The sequence below is a fragment of the Halobacteriovorax sp. GB3 genome (genome assembly GCF_028649655.1).
Taxonomy (GTDB): domain Bacteria; phylum Bdellovibrionota; class Bacteriovoracia; order Bacteriovoracales; family Bacteriovoracaceae; genus BSW11-IV.
This window is the reverse complement of sequence record NZ_JAQSLN010000001.1, coordinates 138200-158833: the sequence shown is the minus strand read 5'-3', so window position 1 is coordinate 158833 and position 20634 is coordinate 138200. Positions and strand designations below refer to the sequence as shown.

Here is a 20634-nt window from a genome sequence, read left to right as displayed (position 1 = left end):
AAAGAGGAGGACATTTTGGAGGTGACCCCCTCTTTCAAGTGTCATTCAGCTGTAGCGAAGTGAAGGTCCTCTTCTCTTAGCTCAGTTTTTGTAATTCCATTATTTATATAGCGTTTAAGATCGTGATTAAGCTTTCCTAGAAAGTGATGTCCTTTGAAGCTTTGATTAAGGCCCACAAGAAATTGCTCAGCATTTTCAAAGAAGCTCTTGGCCATAAATCTCTTTCCTTGCATGTCGAAGACCTTGGCCATATCCATCATAACCTGGGCCTTTTCATAGTTGTGAAGCCCTTCATAATTATTAAGTAAGATATCTCTTACCGTTTCTTCAGCACATTGAAGATACTCTTCTTCCATTGTTGTCGCGTAAACTTTTAGGCAAAGGCGCGTGATCATAATTTGAGTTGGAAAATCTCTCATACTTTCAAGCGCCTGAAGTTTTGATCCCTCGAGAAGTAATTCGATAGCTTCTTTATAGGCCCCTCTCTCATGGGCAAAATAGGCCATCGTATAATTTTCAAGAGATGAAATAAATGAAGGTCTCTGCTCTTTTAAAATTGTTTGAGGCTCAATCGTATTAATCAATTCAAAGAACTTTTCATCTTCATCAAATGAGATCTGCATTCCTTGAAATGTTGTTAAGTTTGTTGGGTAGCGATTTCCAATTGAAAACCAGAATTCGTTATTCTTCGTATCCATAATATGAGTCATCGATGTGTAGACTTTCGAAACAGTTCTTCCAAATGAGCGAAGACCGACATAGAAATCTTCATGACCAGAAAGAAGCTCTACTCCCCAATTCACATCAATAGATCCTGCATCTTCACGAAGTGTTCTTTCGACAAGAGAAAGTCTTGCTCTCGATTCAAGAGACTTATTGATTGAATATTCAAAGTTCTCTTTGGCCGTGTCCTTATGGATGAAGTGATTTGACTGTCCCATAGAGACTTTAGATCTCTTTGCTACGCGAACCTTTGCCCCAGTGATTTCAACACTAGCACTCTCACCTGTTTTGGAGTCACTGATAAGAAATGTCCACGCACCAAAGTGACCATACTTTTTTACAATGGCAATCGCTTCATCTAAGCTCGATGCCTCTTTAACAACTTTGTTAGCAAGATAAGGTGCTGTTGTTGCTCTTTTAAAGTTATAAGCTGTGCGGTAATCAGTTGTTCTTAGTTCGTGAGTAGAAATTGAAATTCCCTTTTCATTCATTCCCGTAATTCCCCCACCGTAGTGAAGTCCCGCAGAACTCATCGAAACGTACGGATGTCCACGACGAGGAATATGGCGTGTGATGACAGGATGTTTTTCAAAGACACCTAGAAGACCAGTATCAAAGTTTCTTCCGTGTAAGTGCTCTCCATTCTTTGTTATTTCGAAACTTGCAGCAAACCCTGTACAACCTCTTTTAAGTTTCTTAAATGGACGTGTAATCGTTTTAACCGCCTTTTTCACAGCGTTTCCTGCAAAATAAAGCCCGCAGCGTTTTAAAAGGCCAATCGTTGCCTTTGTCTTATTCTCTTCCATCTCCACTTGCATGGCATCGACATAACCAGAGAGTTCAACCATAAGAGTTGCCTCAATGACATCGTTTGAGCGAATTGAATATCCTGCATCTCTAGCACCCATTGAGATATTTTCTAACTCTTTGATGAAATCTTTTCCAACACTTCTTTTATAACGATTCATCATACACTTATAAATCGTTTGAAATTGCGCTCTCTCCTTTGAAGAGAGAGTCTTAAGTGTGTCATCTCTTTGTTGTAAGACCGCTCTAAGCACACCTTGATCAATTTCAGGGGCCAAAAAATATCCGTGATAGTAAGCAAGCTCTTTCATATTCCCCTTAATATCGAGCATATGAAAACTCTTTCCCTCTAATTCACAACGATAGTATTTTTGTCCAAATTTTTCTTTTTCTAATTGACACTCAGAACCCTCAGCGAGTGGTATGAATGTAAGACTTAATAGAAGTAGCATTATATATTTCATTTTTAATTCCTATTTTTAAAATGAGCTAATTGCGCTCGTTAAACCGATAACCATAAAGACAGGTCCAATGATCGCCTTAATTTGACCAAGCCTATTTTTAAGATGACGCCCCTCTTTCATTGCAAGTGCCCCAAGAGAGATCAAAGTTATAAGTACACCCAAAAGAAAAATGCTCGCAAGCCCTAGTGTTTGTCCCATTGAAAACAAGGGATAGTTTTTATCGAGAGTCAAAAGTAGACCTAAATAAAAGAGAAGAAGCGTAGGGTTAGCCATCGAGATAGCAAAAACATTTTGAAACTTAATAAACATTCTTGGCGACTTTTCTTTTGAAGACTTATAAGTTTTAAAACCAAAGTACATAAGAAAAAAAGCAAAGATTAATGTAAAAGTCGTTTCCACTGATTTTGATAGAGTCAAAATCCCAAGGGCCTTTAAGTAAAGAGCAATACTCATATAAATAAGTTCAGCGAGAACAAGTCCCATCAATGCTTTTAATCCGGCCTTTGCCCCTTTCAGACCAAAGGCCGATACGATACTTAATCCACTTGGACCTAGCGGGAGTGTCGAAATCACTCCCATAAATAAGGCCATGAAAAAGATTTCAATCCCAAGCATTAGAGAGCTCCAAGAGTTAGTTGAAGTTCAGGGAAAGAGCTTTGTACAAAACCCTTGAAAGCTTCTGGACATGAAAACACTGTTTTCATTTTAAATTGCCCACGCTCTTTGTTGGCATTGAAATATTCTTTTAAGTAGTGAGAAGAAATAATTTTAACAACTGGTCTCTCTAGAATTGCATCTTCGCGGCAATCTCCATAATCGAGATTTTTCTCACAAAGAATTCGATCGACAAGTTCCTCAAGTTTTTCAGTGTGATCTTGATTCAATGAATCTGAAAAAATAGTCCACTGGTAACATGGTCTTTCATTTCTAGTTCCTGGACAAAGGAAGTAGTGATCAAGGTTAACAGTTAATTCGTCATTAAGAGCAATGATTGTATCGAGAACTTGCTCATCAGAAGTTTTTTCGGCAGCGAGATTGATACCAGAGCCCTCTCTACCGATGATTTCGAATGTCATGACAGGAGAAACTTCTTTGATGCGAACGATATCTTTCATTGTGTAATTCACAAATCCATTTGGAGTTGAAGTATTTACAAAGTATTCCTTTCCAACTTCAACTTCATCAATTCCAAATGTGCGATCCCTTCTTGCAACATCTGTAAATGTATAGAGAACTTCTGGGTGAAAGGCATAAACTTGCTTTTCATCTTTTGCATTATTTATCGCAATTCCAATTGGTGTTTCAGTAGAGGCATAAATCCCAAAATAATTAAGTTTTTTTCCTGCGAGAGTATTGATCTTTTCTTTGTATTGATCAATTGGTGTCGCACCATAGATGACCGTTTCAAGATTAGGCCATATGTCGATGAGATGACTCTTCCCTTCTCTTTTTAAAATATATTCAAAAATTGTGATGAGATAAGATGGTATTCCTGAAATAATGCGAATATCTCTTGATAAGACTTCTAGTGCAAGAGCTTCCATTTTCTGATCCCAGTTTTCAATGGCCAAAACATCATTAGATGGAAATGTCGTCTTCTTTAGCGCCCAAGGAGTCTTAGAAGATAAGATACCTGAGATATAACCGTACTTAATCCCCTTCTCTTCATAAGTCGAAGGATTTGAACCGTATGTAAGACGATCAGAGTTAACGAGATCACTTTCAGGTAGGTGCTCTTGAACAACTCCAGCAAGAAATTGCTGGGCACTTAAAAAGAGATCAATCATTTCTTTATTATAAGGAATCTTCTTACTGTCTTTTCCACTCGTTCCAGAAGTTAAACCAAAGTATAACGGTCTCGAATGGAACATTACTTTTTTATGATCATCGATAAGAGAGTCAACATAAGGCTTAAAACTAGAATAATCTCTAACAGGAAACCTTTTAGCGAAGACATCGTAATTTTCACACTCTTCAAGTTGAAAATGATTCGAAAGAGTCGTTCCGTTAAGATTCGCCTTAAGTTTCTCAAATTGAGCTCTCTGCTTTTTTGTGAGTTCCTCTTGAGACAGAGCAACTGAGTTAAACTTTGATCTAAGGACCTTTTTAGAAATAATTCGTTTTAATGCTTTCATCTTCCCTCCAAAAAAAAATTTAGCGTTCAAAACCAAATGACAAAGCTTTTCTAGCAAGGCCTAAATAAGAGATCATTAAAACTGCTCGACAGTTTTGGGAGGGTTTTGTCAAAAAGCCCTGTCTTTGACGATTTCAGAGTAAACTTGTCAACAAAAGCCAACAATCAAGGAAAAGTGCCCAATTTTATTAGCGACAGTGTCTAACTTTCAAAATGAGCTACTTTATCCTCAAGATGACCACCAAAATATCAATAGGTTACAGACCTATAATTAATCTTAATTTAGAGTTATTTGTTTAAATAAATTTTCAATACAATAGAGATATGCCGATAAATGAGAGGACTAACTTAAGAAATGAAGAAATAGGGAACCTTAATGGAAGATTTTGAATTAGAGTTTAAAAGAAACACACTCGATGAATTAAGTGATCTTTACGGCGAATTAAATGATACGCTTGCTAATAAATCATTTCAGGATATCGATGATCAAGATATCGATCAAATCTTTAGAATCGTTCACAGTGTAAAGGGTAATGCCAAGGCCTGTGAATTTAACGAGCTTAAAGACATCGCTCACCTATTTGAAAATCTTCTCATTAAAGTAAGAGATGATGGAGTTCACTATAGTGAAGGTCTTCACGATATCACTCTTGAATTCACTGACCGCACACAAGAGGCGATCGACTTTCTAAAAAACGATATTGAATTCCCCCTCGACTTTTCAAAGCTTACCAATATTATCGATAGCTTTGAAAATATCGCCTACCACGATTCAAAAACAGAGCAATTGAGTGACGATGATGATAGCGATGATCTCGACTTTAATGGTCATAATCTGAGTAAGGGAAATGTGGCCATCAATGTTCTCATTGTTGATGACGATCCTTCAGTTGCAGAAATTATTAGCTACTATCTCTCAACGAAATTTAAGGCCAATATTCAAATGGCAGAAAATGGAAAGGCGGCCCTTGAGCTGTGTCAGTCACAAGAGTTCCACCTGATTATTTCAGATTTCAAAATGCCTATTATGAATGGAGGAGAATTCATCCAACAACTACGCGATGAAAATAGCCCTAATAAACTAACACCTATTATTTTTCTAAGTGGCTATCGCCCTCAACTTTCTCCCGAGCAGTCGATGTGGGAAGATGTCTTCTTTGTTGAAAAGCCATTCAATGAAGCAAAGATTCTCTACTACACCAAATGTTCATTAGAGTTAAAGGAAGCAAAACTTTATGCTAATGTTTCATAAGAATCCCTGATATTCCGATGATTATAATAACTAAGTAGACATTTTTTTCTGGATATAGCAAATTCAAACACTTAGTGCTTATAATTTAGGAAGAACTAATGATTAAAGAGTCTTATGGAAGCTAAATATCTAATTGAGTATTTTAAACAAAGCCACGATCTCTATCTTGTCGCTGACAAGAATGGGAATATTATTGAGTTTAACGACGGTTTCCAAAAGGCCCTCGAAGTTGAGAGAAAAGAACTTTTAAATTCTGGCGCTTATATCTTTATTCACCCCGACGATGTGGATGCAACAAGCTTAATTCTTGAAAAAGTTATCAAGGATAAACTTAAGAACGAACAATTCACTCACCGACTCATTACTAAAAATAAAAAGCTTAAATACATTAGTTGGAATCTGACTTTCCTTGATGAAATGGAATGTATCGTGGCCGTTGGTCACGACGTGACATCGAGTTCACTCACTGAAGATATTTTAAAACATACACAAGATCTCGGTAAAATCGGCTCTTGGCAATACGACCTTGAAACAGAGGAACTTCTTTGGAGTGACGAGACTTATAAAATCTATGAGCTCTCTCAAAGAGGTCAAATTTCAATAAAAAGAATTAGCAATTTCTTTAGAGAGGAATCACTAGCTCAATTTAATAGCTGCCTTGAGAAGGCCGTGAATAAGGCAGAGGCCTTTGATATTGAATTAGATATTATCTCTGGAAAATTTCGCCCTACAAAGATTCGAATGATTGGTCTTTGTGAAGAACACAACGGCGTTGTTTCAAAAATCTACGGTTCCATTCAGGATATAACTGATTTTCGACAAATTCAAAGACAGGCCGCCGATTACAAAGAGGCCATCGATAAATCGACGATCGTCTCCATTGTTGATCGCCATGGAAAGATCTCTTATGTGAATGAGAAATTCTGCGAGATTTCTAAATATAGTGCGCAAGAATTAAAAAACATGGAACTCAGCGAACTGAGTAAAGACTTTCACGGCACAACCTTTTGGCCGCAAATTCTTCAAAAGATTAATCACGGTGAAATTTGGAATGGAAATATTCAAAGTAAAACAAAAGAAGGAAATAGCTTTTGGGTTAATACGACGATTGTTCCCTTTAAAAATGCTTCTGGTAAAATCTATCAATATGTCTCGATTATGACAGATATCACTGAGATTAAGCGACTCAACGAAGAGCTTGTCGTTTCAGAGAAGTTAAGTTCAATTGGAGAGGTTTCCGCCCAAATTATCCACGAAGTAATGAATCCCCTCTCGATCATCTCATTAAGTCTTGAAGAGCTAGAAATGCAGTTAGATGATATTAATGATGGCACAGCTCCATTTAAAAAAATGGAATCCCTTCTAAATAACGTTAACAATAGCTACACAAGAATTGAAGAGATCTTTGAAAATATGAGAACAGTTCTCGCAAGGAAAGATTCTAAAAACATTGTCGAAGTAAATATTGAAAGTGTTGTCAATAAGGCCTTAAGTCTTGTTCATACAAAACTTAAAAGTTTTAAAGTTAAGATTGATCTCGAAGGAATTAGTAAAGAAGACTTTGTTCTGGCCGATGAATCAGATCTTTCACAAGTTTTTCTCAATATGATTAACAATGCCTGTGATGCTGTCTGCGAATTGGATGAGCGCTGGATAAAGCTCTCTTCAAATAAAATAGATGGCCAAACACATATAAAGGTTGAAGACTCTGGAGCAGGAATCCCACCAGAAATCGCAGGAAAAATCTTTGATACTCTTTTTACAACAAAGGGAGATAAGAAGGGAACTGGACTTGGAATGGGAATTTGTCAGAAATTAATTAAGAAAGTAAACGGGACAATTGAACTCGTTCAAGATGCCCCGAATACAACTTTTTTGATTAAATTACCTAATAGCTAATCTTAAAAGAAGCTACCAGATACAACGACAAGACCAGACTCGTAGTCTTTCTCATCCTCAGAGATTCTCGTTAAAATGAAGTCCACATTAACTGGTGCGAGATAGCCAATAACAAGTTTTGATCGAAGACCAAAGTATAATGACTGGACCTGATGATTTCTTTTAAATTGATCTCCAAAATCAATCAAGTCTGCTTTTGCAATATCTGTCCCAAAAATCCCATCTAACTCTCTTAAAAAGACCGGCACAAAACCATGCCCTCTATAAGGCTTAAAGAGATTAACAAAGACTTGTCCTCTGGCCGTCCAGATTTCATTACCAAGAAGTTGAGAGTAATTGAGTCCATAGAATTGGTGTATGACATTTCGATACCCTCCTCCATAAATTACCCCAGAACTTAGCCCGCTTTTATCCAACTTTCCATAGGAGCCTTGAATGAAGAAATCCATATAATGCCCCGCTCTCAAGGCCATATTTCCAAATCCCTCATACCCTTTAAAAGCAGAGAAGCCATCAACTTTTCTTTCAAAGCCTCTTAAAAGAACAAGAGAGCTTTGCCAAAGACTATCTTCTAAGTAAGGTCTCTTCACTGAGCTTAACTCAATACCATACTCATCTTCATCACGATTTGAAAATGAGTCATCAATCATCGCCCTCTTTCCATAGACTGAATATGAAAGGTCCCAACCGACTAATTCTTGATCATAAGAAATTGCTCCATAAATACTTTCTTCAGAATTTGGAGTAGTTCTAAATGAGCTATCCGAATAATTTTTAAAATAGGCCACCTGATATTTCCAGCTATTTGGATCATAAGTATAGCTTAGAGATGGTGCCGTTTTTGAAATACTTGAATATTGATCAACTGTAACGGAAACAATGTGCCTCGACTTTGGATCTTGTAGAGTTGTAAAAAAAGAATAGTAATCCAAATTATCGGCTCCAGCGGAGTAAGCAAACATCCAATATCGAGGATAGAGTTCTTTCAATGGAAAGTAGTCTTCGCGCTCAACTCTTCCTTTAATCTTAAAATCACTCTCAACGTAATTAACGATATCTCTTGCCTCAACTTCACCAATTCTGATGTCTTTTAAAAGATCCTGACAGCTCTTTTTAGAAGCATAGAGATGATTAGGTCTTTTAGAAAAAAGCCCCACAGTTCCATTCTCATTTGTTCTTAGCTCTACAACATCTTTAAACCAACTTGGTGCTTGTACTTTGTGAAGTTCCATTGACTTAAAGTCAAAGAGATGAACTCCGTCATCAACGAAGACTGCCTTTTCGTCGCAAGAAAAAAGAAAGTCAGACTTCGAATGAAAAAGAGGTATGAAAGATTTTGATTTAGGTGAAAATAATTTCCACTCATCAATATCAAGTCCTTTATGAGAGACGAAATTTGTTCTAATGAGAAAGTAACTCTCACCTTTAAAAAGAACTTCTTGAATTTGGTGGTAGTGAACAAAGGGCTCGTCTTTATAGAGAAGCTCACTTCCCTTTTTAATAGACCAACGGTTTTTGTTATAAGAAAAGCCAATAGCCTCTCCATCATCAATTTGAAAGAGATACTTTCCACCGCGCGCGAGTTCTTTACCATCACTACGAGAGAAGACTCTCTTAGCATCAATACGATTCTCTTCTAGACTTGAAAGAATATATTGATTCTTCTTTTCTAAGAAATTTGATTTTGCTTCAATCTGCTCGATGATTGTCGCAACACGCTCTTTTCGATGATTACCCGTTTTAAGATTTAACTTATGAAGATAATTTGTTTCCTCATCTTTAGAAAAATAAACAATCTCTTTATCAATAAGCTCGAAGTTGTTCTGCCATACAGGATAATCTGTTTTTAAATCTAATTTCGAAAACCCTTCATAAGTTGGCTCTTGTTCATATTCTTTTAAAAATTCTTTTCGAAACTCTAAATACGCCTTGGGAGCCGTCTTATTTAAACAGCGTCTAAAAGCATTATTGAGCATGAAAATAAAATTCCCTGAGTTATCTTCAACTAGGCATTGTATTGTTCCTGGTTTTTTCTTTTCTAAATACTCTAAGAAAAAACCACCGACCCAATACGAAAATTGCCCATCAGGATATGTTCCAGGATAATCGATACAATCGATTGTTCGGCAAAAATTGTCATTTCTCATTTTTCCAACAAGCTCAAGTTTCATAAGCTTATTTTTTAAACGTCCATAGTCAGAGAACTCACTTTCGGCCCAAGTGGCAATTCCTTCAGTAAACCAACGCGGCGTCAAACCACCAAGTCGACCAATTGTTCCAAAGACTGTCTTAAAAACGTCTAGGATACCTCTTGTTTGCTCTAAATGGATAATGTGAGTGAATTCGTGAATAAAGAGTGCATTTACTGGATCGCGATTGACTGTCAGGTGCTCTTTTCCCTTTGGGGTTGTTTCAAAGAGATTAATAATGTTCATTGGAAAAACAGTTGCACTACCATTACTGATGGTCGCATCTGATTCTAAAATAATGTGCACCGTATCTTCAGGTGCATACTTAAAATAATTGACGAGAACAGGGATTTCACGACTGGCCAGTGCAAAAATTCTTCCTACGTACTCACTGCTACTTTCACTAGCGTGGGCCTTAAGCATAACTGGACCGTGTAGGGTATCAACTCTTAAATCATATGTAATGATGTTTGTTTCCGCTTTTCCTTGTAGGGAGAAAAAAATAAAAAAACTACAAACAAAATACCTGACAAAAATTAGCGGTCTAAATCTCATGTGATTTCCTTTTCACGATGCCCTGTTTTAACGTATAATATTGAAATATATAATACAGGTTATTATTCATCTTTGAAAATATGAACTCTATAAGGAGAATTTATGAAAAAACTTAATGCACTAGCTCTAACTCTAATCCTATCTGCGACTATGTCACTTACAGGTTGTGGTTCATCTCAAAAGAAAGCTGATGAGACGAATACTCCAACTGAAATGGCAAATGACATGGGTGCTTCAAATGATATCGCTAACCTTGAACTAAACGCTGATAGTGACTCAGGAAAAGCTGCTTCACTTCAAACTGTTTACTTTGACTTCAACTCAGCAAACCTTAAAGCGGACACGAAAGCCGCTCTAGATAACAACGCAGAGTTCCTTAAAAAGAACACAACTGTAGAGGTTCAAGTAGAAGGTCACTGTGATGAGCGTGGTGGTGTTCAATACAACCTTGCACTTGGTGAAAGAAGAGCTGCAGCAATTAAGAACTACCTAGTAGCTCTTGGTGTTGAGTCTTCAAGAATTACAACAATCTCTTTTGGTAAAATGAGACCAATCTCTTTTGGACACACTGAAAGTGCATGGTCACAAAACAGAAGAGGAAACTTCGTAGTAACTGCTAAGTAAGAATGTTTAGAAAATTAGTAACATCAACATTACTTATTTTTCTTATGGGCTGTGGTCTTGCGACCACACGCCCTAAACTCGAAATGGCCATGGCACAAGTTGCCTTTCTCGCGGCCAAAGATGCTAGTTCCCAAACACTTGCCCCTGGTCTTTATCGTAAGGCCGAATTCTATTACATCAAAGCGCGCTCAAGTTATCGTAGAAAATATTTCAACAAAGCTAAGCAATACGCTATCCTATCTAAGAAGTTTTCAGAGAAGGCAGAATTTGTCGCTGTCCGCAAAAAAGCTCTAGAAAACTTATAATAAAAAGAAGTTCTATCACTGGAGATTGAAAATGAATAAACGTGGTTTATCCCTCGTTGCCCTATCGACTGTACTCATCCTTTCGAGTTCATGTAAGACGCAAGAAGAAATTAAAAGAGAGCAAATGGTTGATAACCTCGCCCTTCAAATGACAGAGGGTCAAAAAGTTAATGCCAATACAACAGTTCGCCTGCAACAAATTGAAGAGCGCCTAGGAATGGTCTCGGGTCAAATTGAAGAAACGGACTACAAGTCAAAACAAGAATTTCAACAGAGTGTCTCAACACTTCACGAGAAGATCTCAGTACTTGAAGAGAGCAATAAGGCCTATAAAGAATCAATCACTCAGATCGAGGCAAAACTTGAGGCCCAAGAGAAGTTTTTAAATAAGATTCTTAAAACGCTCAATTCTTTGACGAATAAAAAAAAAATAAGCAATAAAAAGAAGACTCCGTTTGAGCAAGCGATTTCAAATTATAAGGCCGGAAAATATAACAAGGCCAAACCACAATTTGAAGCCTTGCTCGCTAGCGGAAAATTTAAAGGTACCAATGAAGCTCGTATTCTTCACAGCCTTGGTATCATGGCCTATGTCGAAAAAGACAACCAAGCGGCCATGGGTTATTTCGGAAAACTCTTCACTGAACATTCTAAATCGGGTTACAACGGAAGTGGTCTACTCCACTTGGCCAAGACATTTGTTCGTCTTGGAGAAAAAGAACAAGCAAAAGAGACTCTCAATGAACTTATCAAGCGTTTCCCTAAGCATAGACGTGCTCAAGATGCTAAAAAGATGTTGAAAACTCTCTAGGAGATAGAAATGAAAAAAAGAAGAATTCTTTCTTGGACTCTTGCCAGTCTGAGTTTACTTACAGCAGGATGCTCCTACATTATTAACGAAATTGATGAAGGGCCAAATGTCATCACCACAAGTGACTCGAAGCCTCTATCTATTGTCTTCTCTCACAATATCAATGGAGAGACCCACCCTTGCGGATGCCGTCACTTCCCTCTTGGAGGTCTTCCCCAAGTGGCCGGACGCATTCATGAAATTAGTAAGACCAATCATCTTCTCTATGTAGATACAGGAGATACATTCTTTCCAAGTTCTAATCTTCCAGACTCTGTTAAGAGCTCCAAAAAATTCATTGGAGAAGAACTCGCCAGCAGTCTTAAAAAAATTGGTCTAGCCTTCATGGTCCCTGGTGATCAAGACTTTGCCCTTGGTTATGATTTTTTAAAAGAAGTGCAAAAAAAGAATCAATTTGATTACATCATCTCTAATATGAACTCCGAGGTTCTTCCCCATAAAAAGTGGGCCCTCGTAAAGGCACAAGGTCACAATCTCTACTTTATAGGAATAGTCGATCCAAGCATTCTTCCTAGTGAATACGCCAAAGATTTCACTCCAGTGAAACCATCTTTAAAGTCTATGATTACCTTTTTAAAGACTAAGGGTTACAAGGAGAAAGATCCGACTCACAAGTTAATCCTTCTCTCCCACTCTGGCTTTCAAACGGATGAGAAATTGGCCGAAGAATTCAAAGAGCTTGATTGGATCATTGGAGCCCACTCGCAAAGCTTTTTTAGAGACACAAGGGATGTCAATAAGACTCGCATTGTTCAAGTTCTTTCTAGAAACCACTACCTTGGTGAAATTAACTTCGATTTTACCAAAGGCAAAAAGCCGACTTATAAAGTTCATGAAATGCGTGAAGAAGAAGGGAAACTTCTTAAGAACAACGAGTTTTATGGCTTCCTAGATGCGCACAAAGAAAAGCTACAAAAGATTCAAATTGAAGAACAAAATGAATCCTTTTCAAAGAATCATCAGGTCACAAAGTTTTCACCGGCCGTCTCTTGTAGAGATTGCCATAATGCTCAATATGACTTTTGGCAAAAAACACCTCACTCAATTGCCTATGGAACACTCATTAAAGCAAAAGAGCACTTCAATACTGATTGTGTAAAGTGCCACACTCAAGGGCTCTTTGATGAGAGAGGCTTCTCTCGCGTTCAAGATGTCGTCACATTTGATGAAGGCCAAGAAAATGTCGATCAAAAGACAAAGGCCTACTGGGCAGAAGTTGAAAAGGCATTCTCAAATGTTGATTCAATTAGAGCTCTCTCTAAGAATAATGTGAAAAAGATCGCTCTCAAATGGGAATCACTTGATGAGAAGTATAAAGTTACTCACAATCACGCCAACGTTCAGTGCTTAAACTGTCATGATAAGCACCAGGAACACCCTTTCACAGATGCTGAAGTCAAGCTTACAAAGGATGCGAGAAAGGCCCAAATGAAGAATAAATGCCTTAGTTGTCACGATCCAGACCAATCACCCCAGTGGTATGACAAAGATGAAAAAGGTCTAGCGCGAAAGCTTAAAGACAAAGATTTTAACCAACATTTTAAAAAGTTATCTTGTCCAACAATGGAATAACAAAAAGGGCCTTCTTACAAGGCCCTTTTTTTATGATAATTTTGAATTGATAAAGTCGATGAGATCTTTCTTTTTAAATGGCTTCGTGAAATGGCCATCGAATCCTTCTGAAGAATAGCGGTCGAGTTGCTCTTTAAAAACATTGGCCGTAAATGCATAAATTTGAGACTTCGATTTATCATTAATCACTTCGTCTTCTCTAATATGCTTTAGAGCAGAAACACCATCCATCTCTGGCATCTGAACATCCATAAGAATCAAATCAAAGTGCTTCTCTTTTGCTAAATCTAAGGCCTCTTGACCATTAGAAGCGAATTCAACTTGCGCATCAAGCTTCTTTAAAAAGAGCTCGATTAAACGTCTATTACTCTCCTCATCATCGGCAACGAGAATAACTTTCTCACTCATTGAAGTGGTAGAAACCTCATCTTTTCCTTCAGCTGTTTTAGTCACAATAGGACGATCAACTTTTTCAACTGGAATCGTAAAGATAAAATTGGCCCCTTCACCATAAGTGGACTCGGCCCAAATTTTTCCGTCCATAAGATTCACTAGCTGCTTACAAATACTAAGCCCTAGTCCTGTTCCACCAAATTTACGGCTAATCGAGTTATCGGCCTGACTAAAGCGATCAAAGATGACTTCAAGTTGTGAAGGCTTGAGTCCAATTCCAGTGTCTCTAATTTCAAAGCGAATCCATTGCTGTTCACCAAGTTCTTCAACCATAGAAACAATGAGACTAACCTCTCCTTGACTAGTAAACTTCACCGCATTTCCAACGAGATTCACAAGGATTTGGCGAAGACGTATTTTATCTGCTCGAATGAAATCATGGATCGATTCATCGACAATTACTTTTGAATGAATTTCTTTTTCTTTCACTTGAAAGCTAAAGACTTCTGAAATTTCTTGAACTGTCTCTCTCAATGAAAAGTCAGAGTAATCCAAATGCAATTCTTGAGAGTCAATTTTAGAGTAATCTAAGATATCATTAATAATAGCAAGCAGGCTTTCACTAGAATTAAGAGCAGTGTAACAATAGCGCTTTTGCTCATCTGTTAGATCAGAGTCTTTTAAAAGAGAGATAAAACCAATAATGGAAGTAAGAGGTGTTCTAATCTCGTGAGACATTGTCGCAAGGAAATTCCCCTTGGCCTCAGAAGCTTTTCTCGCTTCAAGAGACTTTCTCTCGAGTTCATCTTTAATGGCCTTTTCTTCATTAATATTTAAAGCAAGTGTACAGAGCATATCTCTTTTAGACTCAAGCTCAACATCTTCAATACTAAAAGTAATGGCCGTGTAATAATCTTTTCCAACCTTTCCATCGATCGATAATTCACGTCGAACAATTTTATTATCTTCGAGAACAACCTCATCAATTCCCTGAATCTTTTTTAGATCCTTTTCAGAAATGACATCGGCAATTTTTATCGACTCACCATCATAGTCTTCGGGGTAAAAACTTTTTTGAAAACTCTTACTACTCTCCAAAATATCCCCGTTGATATTTCTAATAACAATAGACATAGGTGCGTGGTTTAAAATTCCTTGGAACGTTAGGGCCAGCTGCCTAATTGGAAAGGAGATTTTATTTGAAATGAGAAAGATCAGAACCATTCCAATAAAAGAAATACTGACCCCTAGCAATAGAAGAATAAGATTATTTTTAAACAACTCTCGTTCAACGGCTCCCGTAGAAATCCCAACAGCGATCACCCCATTAACAGCGCGATCGTAACTTCCTTTATAAGGCATGATGATTTCTTTAATATGCACACTTTCATTACAACACTTTCTGTAGCGAGTGTAATAGTCATTTGGACTCAGGCCCCCTTTAACAAAATCAGCAATCCCCTCGACTTTAATATCTTCACTCAAAGATTCATCTAAACTCTTAGCAACAGTGTTCCCTTTGTTATCGGCAATAATAACGTAGAGAAGATCCTGCTCTCTTCTTAGAAGTTGCTCAGTAAAAATTTGAGCGTGATACTTTCCAGAAAAGCTAATTCGATTAATTGAAAGAGAGAGAACATTTGTAATACTCTTAGCGAGTCTATCTTCAGAGCTGTAGATAACCTTTTTAAAAAGAAGTGATCCAGCAGAAAGAATGAGTGAGATAATAATGAATAGAAGGATAAAGAAACTTATCCCAATCTTAAAATTGATGTTGGAGAGCGAATCACTCGTTACTTTTGATTTTGGTAACATTACAACTTACCTATCTAAATTCTTTGTACTCATTATTCCAAGTTTTCGATCTCTTCCACGGCATTTTGAATGAATTCGGAACTTCTCCGAGCCATCCATGATATTTATCCAATGTTTCCTTTGTAATTGGAAACGTTGGGATTAAAACTCGCTTTGGTACTTCTTTTCCAAGAAGAACTTCATAGGCAAGTCTCATACTATGTCTACCAATCTCACCACAAAATTGAGCACTATCAATGAGAGTTAAATTTCCTTTTTTAATATTCTCAACTGATTTAGGGTCCCCGTCAATTGTCGCAACTTTAATCTCATTTCTGCCTGCCTTTAAAAGTTCAGAAACAACACTAAGTCCTCCACCATCATTAATCGTGAAGACAACATCAACTGATCCCTTTTGTGGGAAATCTTTTAAAATAGACTGCCCTGCGGCCTTTCCCAAAACAGGTTCAACAGCATGGTAACTCTTTAATACTTTGAACTTCTGCTTATCTTTTCTAAGAGCATCAATGAACCCATCCACTCTCTCTACTGTGGAAGAAACTTTTGGGTACTCAACAAGGATCAACTGAATTTCATAGTCATTTGGATAAAGTGAACCAATGTACTCTCCATCAAGATATCCGGCTTGATAATTATTCGAAGTGACATAGCTTGTGAGCTTCCCCTCAACAATATACTGATCGTAAGCGATGACAGGGATATCCTTTGCATTGGCCTTTAAAAGCGATTTTCCAAGGGCCGCATTATCAGTTGGCTGTACGATAATGAGATCGATATCTTCTCTTTCAATGAGAATATTCATTTGCTTGATTTGATTTTCAACTCCACCTTCGCCATCTCCAGCAACATAGGGAATCAAACGAACGCGAGGCAATTTTTTATTAAGCGCTGCATTTTCATTAAAGGCCTTGGCCTGAGCTTCAAGTCCTTTTCGCATGGCCACTTGCCCTTCGATATTCATCGACCAGTAGAGAACGCCGATATTGAACTCTTTAGAAAGAGCTGTGATCGAAAATAATGAAGCTAATATAATGACCAAATTCCTCATTTTTCACCTATCAAATGCTAGCAAGTCGCAAAATAAATCAACGCTTCTTGATTTTACCCTATATAAGGAGACACCAAGCTAGTGTTTTCCTTAAATTTTTATAAAGAACAATAATTTTTACCTATAATTCCATATTTTGGTTGATTACCCAAACAAAAAATTTAATTGTAAGGATTCCTTAACAATCAATAATTACAATCACCTGTAAATATTTCAATAGCAATAATTCAAGATTTCAATAGCCCCTCTCTTTGGCTAGAATCCCGCGTCTTGAAAAATTTATGGGGAATGAATTTATGAAAAGTCTTATCACACTTGTCCTACTCACTTTTGGTCTTTTTAACGCCTACGCTAGTGAGCAGAAACTTGAAAATATTGTCACTCAAGGTGAATTTGTTGAAATCTGGTCTTACTCAGGAAGTGAGAAGGAAGCGACGATTAACTTTGTTATTGAAGCTGAACAATACTTAGAAATCACTCAGCACGGAGAGAAGATCGCTATGAGCGTTGATCTCTCTTACACTGTAACGACAATTCGTTACGAGATTAAATCACTTGAAACTCTTTCTGATCGCGAAATCCTCATTGCGATTGTATCTGAGATGAAAATGAAAGTGAGTCGAGAATTAGTTTTTGAACGCTCTTTTGTAGAGTAACCTCAAATATCCAATCCCAAAAGAAAAGGCCCGCTAAATTAGTGGGCCTTTTTGTTTATATACTCTAAAAACTTTTTTCGGTAGCTATAAGTCTTGCCATGAAAAGTAGAAATATGACCGACCTCTTTAAGAGACCACATATCTTTTGGTGCCTCTAGCTTTTCATAGATCTCTTTTCCAAAGCGGTAGGGAACAACTGGATCATCTTCGGAGTGAATGACAAGAGTTGGTCGATCAAACTTTGATATCCACTTGGCCGAAGCATATTCATCATCCATTAAAACATAGGCCAGAGGCTGAAGCGGCCAAAAAAGCCAAACAGAGGAAAGTCTATCTCTTGCAATCTCTTCATAAGAACTAAAAGTAGAATCAAAAACAGCTAAATCGATATCGGCCCTCTTTTTAAAATCCATCATGGCCCTAAGTGAGATCACCCCTCCAAGGCTTTGGGCATAGACGATAAAGCGCTCATTACTCTTAATCATAGAATGGGCATAATCTAGCGCCGATAGGGCATCGAGATGAACACTCTCAGGGGCGGGCTCGCCTTCACTTTTTCCATAGCCACGATAATCGAAGATGAGAAGGTCATAATCTTTATTAACCATCCAAGCAAGAGAGAGGTAATGACTTGAAAGATTTTGAGCATTGCCATGAAAAAAGAGAACCACTCCCTTTCTCTTTTTTGCCTTTGTCTTCAAATGCCAGGCATGCAACTTTGTGCCATCGAGAGATTTGAAATAGAGATCTTCGTAATCGAGCTTAAACTGCTTAGGCGTCGAATAAATAATCTGATCGGGATAATAAAGAAGCCCAGAGCATCCGCTCAATAAAAAAACGAGAATTAAAAGAGGTATAAATTTCATTAAATCCCCTGTCTAAGGTACCTGATCGACCCAAAGCATTTTATAAACACTTTTATTATGCTAGTATTGCTAGATTATGACTACAAAGATTGTTTTGGGAATAGAAACTAGCTGTGATGACACTTCCATAGCCCTTATTAAGGGTTATAGTGACGATATTAACTCGCCACCAACTCTTTTGGCGCACAATTCCTTCTCTCAGGAGCAACTCCTGGATAAATGGGGCGGTGTGGTACCAGAAATTGCCGCGAGAAATCACTTAGCAAAACTTGTCCCTCTTTTAGAAAAGACATTTTCCGATGCAGGAGTCACTCCTAGTGAAGTAAACCTCATCGGCGTTACGACTCACCCAGGACTCCTTGGACCCCTATTAACTGGTCTCAATGGAGCGAAGTCGCTCGCTCTTTTTCACAAGACACCCATTCGTCCAGTCAATCACCTCTACGCTCACCTAGAAGCGATTCATCTTACTAAAACAGTGGGCTATCCCTATATTGGATTACTCGTTAGTGGTGGTCATTCTCTCTATATGCTCGTTCACGGTCCAGATTCATTTGAAATTCTTGGAACAACTCTCGACGATGCCGCAGGAGAAGCTTTTGATAAAGGTGGAAAGATCTTGGGGCTTGGTTATCCGGCCGGAAGAATCATCGATGATCTCTCTCAAGAGGGAGATCCAAAGAGGTTTAAATTTCCAATTGGTCTAGAAAACTCGGCCAATGCCAATCTAAGCTATTCAGGTGTAAAGACGGCCCTACGTCAATTTATTGAGCAAAATCCTCAATACTCTTGTGAAGGTCTGAGCAAAGAGAGCTATCCTGAAGAGATTCACGATATTTGCGCCTCATATCAGCACGCCATTGTGAGTGCTCTAAAATTAAAATTGAAATACGCTATTCGCCTTGCCGATGAAAAGGTTGGTTCAAAGACCCTTCCTATTATCGTTGGTGGCGGAGTTGCTTGTAATAGTTATCTTAGAAAAGTTCTCACAGAAAGTTATCGAGATGTCTTCTTTGTTAATCCAAAGTTTTGTACAGACAACGGTGCGATGATCGCAAACCTTGCCTTTCGTACAAATGATCAGGCAATCTCTTATCCAGAATGTCTCACACTCGATGCGAGAGGGCGTTTTATTACTAAAAAAGAAAAACTCGATATTGCAAAGAAAAGTAAGCTCGAACAAAAAAAGCAAGGAAAGCGCCCATGAGCGAAAGACTCCCCTACGCTAATAAAGACTTAGGACAACACTTTCTTCGCGATCAAAAAGTCATTACATCTATTACTGATGACTTCAAAGATAAAGCGAAGGGAATTATTGAAGTTGGGCCTGGTCCAGGGATTCTAACAAAGAACCTCTCAGAGCACGGTCTTCCTTTTGCTGTCATTGAAAAAGATGAGCGCTTTCCTGAAATTCTCGAGGCCTTCTTAGCAAGTGATCGAATTCGTCTAACAGATGCTTTAACAGTGGATCTCAATGAATTTATTGAGACAATGAATCTTCCAACTGAAGATCTATGGCTTGTTTCTAACCTTCCTTACAATGTCGGAGTTCCACTTCTTATCAACTTTCTTCAATGCGATAAGATCAAATATATGACTCTTATGTTTCAAAAAGAAGTTGCCGATAAAGTCACTCCTTTTATGACAAAAGAATCAAAGGCCATGGGAAGTCTAATGGCCCTAAGTAAGAACTACTTTGATGTAGAACTCCTTTGCAAAGTACCTCCGGGAGCATTTCAACCACCACCAAAAGTTGACTCGGCCGTCGTTACAATGACTAGAAAAGAAAACCCAGAAGTTCCACTTTCTGAATTTCGAGTTTTCGAGTCTTTTTTGAGAAAGCTCTTTGCCATGAAGAGAAAACAATTAGGTAAGGTCTTGAAGGGGCACTACCAGTCAGATAAACTAGAATCAGCATTCAAGGCCTGTGGCATTGAAAGAACGATTAGGGCCGAGGCCCTGTCACTTGAATCAGTCATTAATCTGTATAAAGAATTGAGATAAAACTATGGGAATAAAAGTAATCGCCAAAAATAAAAGAGCTAGCTATGACTTTCAACTTCTAGAGAAGTTTGAAGTGGGAATGGTTTTAGTTGGTACAGAAGTAAAAAGTATTCGAAATGGAAAAGTAACGATTGCAGAAGCTCACATTTCTATCGATTCAAAAGGCGAAGTCTGGGCCCACAATATCAATATTCCTCACTATGAATTTGGAAATATCAATAATCACGACGAGAGAAGAACGAGAAAGCTACTTCTTCACAATGAAGAAATCGCTCGCATCGCTCACAAGTCACAAGCTGAGCGACTAACGATTGTTCCAACAATGATTTACTTTAAAGGCTCAAATGTGAAGTTAGAAATTGCTCTTGCCAAGGGTAAGAAACTTCATGACAAGAGACAAGACGAAGCGAAGAAGGACGTTGAACGTAAACTTCGCCGTGGTCAGTACGATTAAAAA

17 protein-coding genes are annotated in these 20634 nt (G+C 37.9%); 10 read left to right on the top strand and 7 right to left on the bottom strand.

Going from position 1 to position 20634, the window contains the following annotated elements:
* Nucleotides 1-41: 41 nt before the first annotated feature.
* Genes HBN50_RS00750 through HBN50_RS00740 form a run of 3 tightly spaced genes read right to left on the bottom strand, consistent with a single transcriptional unit; the run spans nt 42 to nt 4129 of the window.
* Nucleotides 42-1994, bottom strand: a complete 1953-nt coding sequence (locus HBN50_RS00750; RefSeq protein ID WP_273867122.1) for a C45 family autoproteolytic acyltransferase/hydolase — start codon at nt 1992-1994, stop codon at nt 42-44.
* A 15-nt stretch (nt 1995-2009) separates the two neighbouring features.
* A complete protein-coding gene (locus tag HBN50_RS00745) occupies nt 2010-2609 on the bottom strand; it encodes a LysE family transporter (RefSeq protein ID WP_273867121.1) in 600 nt (199 codons plus the stop codon).
* Complete coding sequence (locus HBN50_RS00740) at nt 2609-4129, bottom strand: GH3 family domain-containing protein (protein ID WP_273867120.1); 1521 nt, start codon at nt 4127-4129, stop codon at nt 2609-2611. Before HBN50_RS00740 ends, HBN50_RS00745 begins: the two co-directional genes overlap by 1 nt.
* A gap of 375 nt (nt 4130-4504) precedes the next feature.
* Here HBN50_RS00740 and HBN50_RS00735 point away from each other — a divergent pair, with 375 nt between their 5' ends.
* Together HBN50_RS00735 and HBN50_RS00730 are read left to right on the top strand one after the other, a co-directional pair.
* On the top strand, nt 4505-5380 hold the full coding sequence (locus HBN50_RS00735; protein WP_273867118.1) for a response regulator: 876 nt from the start codon (nt 4505-4507) through the stop codon (nt 5378-5380).
* A 114-nt stretch (nt 5381-5494) separates the two neighbouring features.
* The gene (locus tag HBN50_RS00730; protein ID WP_273867117.1) at nt 5495-7279 is read left to right on the top strand and encodes a PAS domain-containing sensor histidine kinase; all 1785 of its coding nucleotides are present in this window, start codon (nt 5495-5497) and stop codon (nt 7277-7279) included.
* Between the two features lie 2 nt (nt 7280-7281).
* Here HBN50_RS00730 and HBN50_RS00725 read toward each other — a convergent pair whose 3' ends face one another.
* A complete protein-coding gene (locus HBN50_RS00725) occupies nt 7282-10023 on the bottom strand; it encodes a hypothetical protein (protein ID WP_273867116.1) in 2742 nt (913 codons plus the stop codon).
* Between the two features lie 102 nt (nt 10024-10125).
* On the opposite strand from HBN50_RS00725, the gene pal reads away from it, so the two are divergent.
* From pal to HBN50_RS00705, 4 genes are read left to right on the top strand one after another with little or no spacing between them, the layout of a single operon-like run.
* Nucleotides 10126-10647 carry a peptidoglycan-associated lipoprotein Pal gene (pal, locus tag HBN50_RS00720; RefSeq protein WP_273867115.1) on the top strand — a complete coding sequence of 174 codons (522 nt, stop codon included), beginning with the start codon at nt 10126-10128 and terminating at the stop codon, nt 10645-10647.
* A 2-nt stretch (nt 10648-10649) separates the two neighbouring features.
* Nucleotides 10650-10952 carry a DUF4398 domain-containing protein gene (locus HBN50_RS00715; RefSeq protein WP_273867114.1) on the top strand — a complete coding sequence of 101 codons (303 nt, stop codon included), beginning with the start codon at nt 10650-10652 and terminating at the stop codon, nt 10950-10952.
* A 31-nt stretch (nt 10953-10983) separates the two neighbouring features.
* Nucleotides 10984-11763 (top strand): tetratricopeptide repeat protein, encoded by a 780-nt coding sequence (locus tag HBN50_RS00710; protein ID WP_273867111.1) that lies wholly within the window; start codon nt 10984-10986, stop codon nt 11761-11763.
* Between the two features lie 9 nt (nt 11764-11772).
* Nucleotides 11773-13395 carry a multiheme c-type cytochrome gene (locus tag HBN50_RS00705; RefSeq protein ID WP_273867110.1) on the top strand — a complete coding sequence of 541 codons (1623 nt, stop codon included), beginning with the start codon at nt 11773-11775 and terminating at the stop codon, nt 13393-13395.
* 30 nt (nt 13396-13425) lie between these two features.
* On the opposite strand, the gene HBN50_RS00700 is transcribed toward HBN50_RS00705, so the two are convergent.
* Together HBN50_RS00700 and HBN50_RS00695 are read right to left on the bottom strand one after the other, a co-directional pair.
* A complete protein-coding gene (locus tag HBN50_RS00700; RefSeq protein ID WP_273867109.1) occupies nt 13426-15603 on the bottom strand; it encodes an ATP-binding protein in 2178 nt (725 codons plus the stop codon).
* A gap of 10 nt (nt 15604-15613) precedes the next feature.
* Nucleotides 15614-16651, bottom strand: a complete 1038-nt coding sequence (locus tag HBN50_RS00695) for a sugar ABC transporter substrate-binding protein (RefSeq protein WP_443135155.1) — start codon at nt 16649-16651, stop codon at nt 15614-15616.
* A 296-nt stretch (nt 16652-16947) separates the two neighbouring features.
* Here HBN50_RS00695 and HBN50_RS00690 point away from each other — a divergent pair, with 296 nt between their 5' ends.
* Entirely contained in the window at nt 16948-17307 is a 360-nt protein-coding gene (locus HBN50_RS00690) for a hypothetical protein (protein WP_273867107.1), read from the top strand.
* Nucleotides 17308-17345: 38 nt separating this feature from the next.
* Here the strand turns inward: HBN50_RS00690 and HBN50_RS00685 are convergent, their stop codons facing one another.
* Entirely contained in the window at nt 17346-18173 is an 828-nt protein-coding gene (locus HBN50_RS00685) for an alpha/beta hydrolase (protein WP_273867105.1), read from the bottom strand.
* A 76-nt stretch (nt 18174-18249) separates the two neighbouring features.
* Between HBN50_RS00685 and tsaD the strand changes: the two genes are divergently transcribed.
* The 3 genes from tsaD to smpB are packed head-to-tail and all read left to right on the top strand — an operon-like array spanning nt 18250 to nt 20631.
* Entirely contained in the window at nt 18250-19380 is a 1131-nt protein-coding gene (gene tsaD / locus HBN50_RS00680; RefSeq protein ID WP_273867103.1) for a tRNA (adenosine(37)-N6)-threonylcarbamoyltransferase complex transferase subunit TsaD, read from the top strand.
* Nucleotides 19377-20177, top strand: a complete 801-nt coding sequence (gene rsmA / locus HBN50_RS00675) for a 16S rRNA (adenine(1518)-N(6)/adenine(1519)-N(6))-dimethyltransferase RsmA (protein WP_273867101.1) — start codon at nt 19377-19379, stop codon at nt 20175-20177. Before tsaD ends, rsmA begins: the two co-directional genes overlap by 4 nt.
* Nucleotides 20178-20181: 4 nt before the next feature.
* Nucleotides 20182-20631 (top strand): SsrA-binding protein SmpB, encoded by a 450-nt coding sequence (gene smpB, locus HBN50_RS00670; RefSeq protein ID WP_273867100.1) that lies wholly within the window; start codon nt 20182-20184, stop codon nt 20629-20631.
* The last annotated feature ends 3 nt before the right edge of the window (nt 20632-20634 follow it).

What these genes read in the sequence shown, in the direction of transcription:
- HBN50_RS00690 (WP_273867107.1), top strand. Translation starts at nt 16,948, where the DNA reads ATGAAAAGTCTTATCACACTTGTCCTACTCACTTTTGGTCTTTTTAAC.
- HBN50_RS00685 (WP_273867105.1), bottom strand. Translation starts at nt 18,173, where the DNA reads ATGAAATTTATACCTCTTTTAATTCTCGTTTTTTTATTGAGCGGATGC.
- HBN50_RS00695 (WP_443135155.1), bottom strand. Translation starts at nt 16,651, where the DNA reads ATGAGGAATTTGGTCATTATATTAGCTTCATTATTTTCGATCACAGCT.
- pal (WP_273867115.1), top strand. Translation starts at nt 10,126, where the DNA reads ATGAAAAAACTTAATGCACTAGCTCTAACTCTAATCCTATCTGCGACT.
- HBN50_RS00740 (WP_273867120.1), bottom strand. Translation starts at nt 4,129, where the DNA reads ATGAAAGCATTAAAACGAATTATTTCTAAAAAGGTCCTTAGATCAAAG.
- HBN50_RS00750 (WP_273867122.1), bottom strand. Translation starts at nt 1,994, where the DNA reads ATGAAATATATAATGCTACTTCTATTAAGTCTTACATTCATACCACTC.
- HBN50_RS00705 (WP_273867110.1), top strand. Translation starts at nt 11,773, where the DNA reads ATGAAAAAAAGAAGAATTCTTTCTTGGACTCTTGCCAGTCTGAGTTTA.
- smpB (WP_273867100.1), top strand. Translation starts at nt 20,182, where the DNA reads ATGGGAATAAAAGTAATCGCCAAAAATAAAAGAGCTAGCTATGACTTT.
- HBN50_RS00725 (WP_273867116.1), bottom strand. Translation starts at nt 10,023, where the DNA reads ATGAGATTTAGACCGCTAATTTTTGTCAGGTATTTTGTTTGTAGTTTT.
- HBN50_RS00745 (WP_273867121.1), bottom strand. Translation starts at nt 2,609, where the DNA reads ATGCTTGGGATTGAAATCTTTTTCATGGCCTTATTTATGGGAGTGATT.
- HBN50_RS00710 (WP_273867111.1), top strand. Translation starts at nt 10,984, where the DNA reads ATGAATAAACGTGGTTTATCCCTCGTTGCCCTATCGACTGTACTCATC.
- HBN50_RS00730 (WP_273867117.1), top strand. Translation starts at nt 5,495, where the DNA reads ATGGAAGCTAAATATCTAATTGAGTATTTTAAACAAAGCCACGATCTC.
- rsmA (WP_273867101.1), top strand. Translation starts at nt 19,377, where the DNA reads ATGAGCGAAAGACTCCCCTACGCTAATAAAGACTTAGGACAACACTTT.
- HBN50_RS00700 (WP_273867109.1), bottom strand. Translation starts at nt 15,603, where the DNA reads ATGTTACCAAAATCAAAAGTAACGAGTGATTCGCTCTCCAACATCAAT.
- HBN50_RS00715 (WP_273867114.1), top strand. Translation starts at nt 10,650, where the DNA reads ATGTTTAGAAAATTAGTAACATCAACATTACTTATTTTTCTTATGGGC.
- tsaD (WP_273867103.1), top strand. Translation starts at nt 18,250, where the DNA reads ATGACTACAAAGATTGTTTTGGGAATAGAAACTAGCTGTGATGACACT.
- HBN50_RS00735 (WP_273867118.1), top strand. Translation starts at nt 4,505, where the DNA reads ATGGAAGATTTTGAATTAGAGTTTAAAAGAAACACACTCGATGAATTA.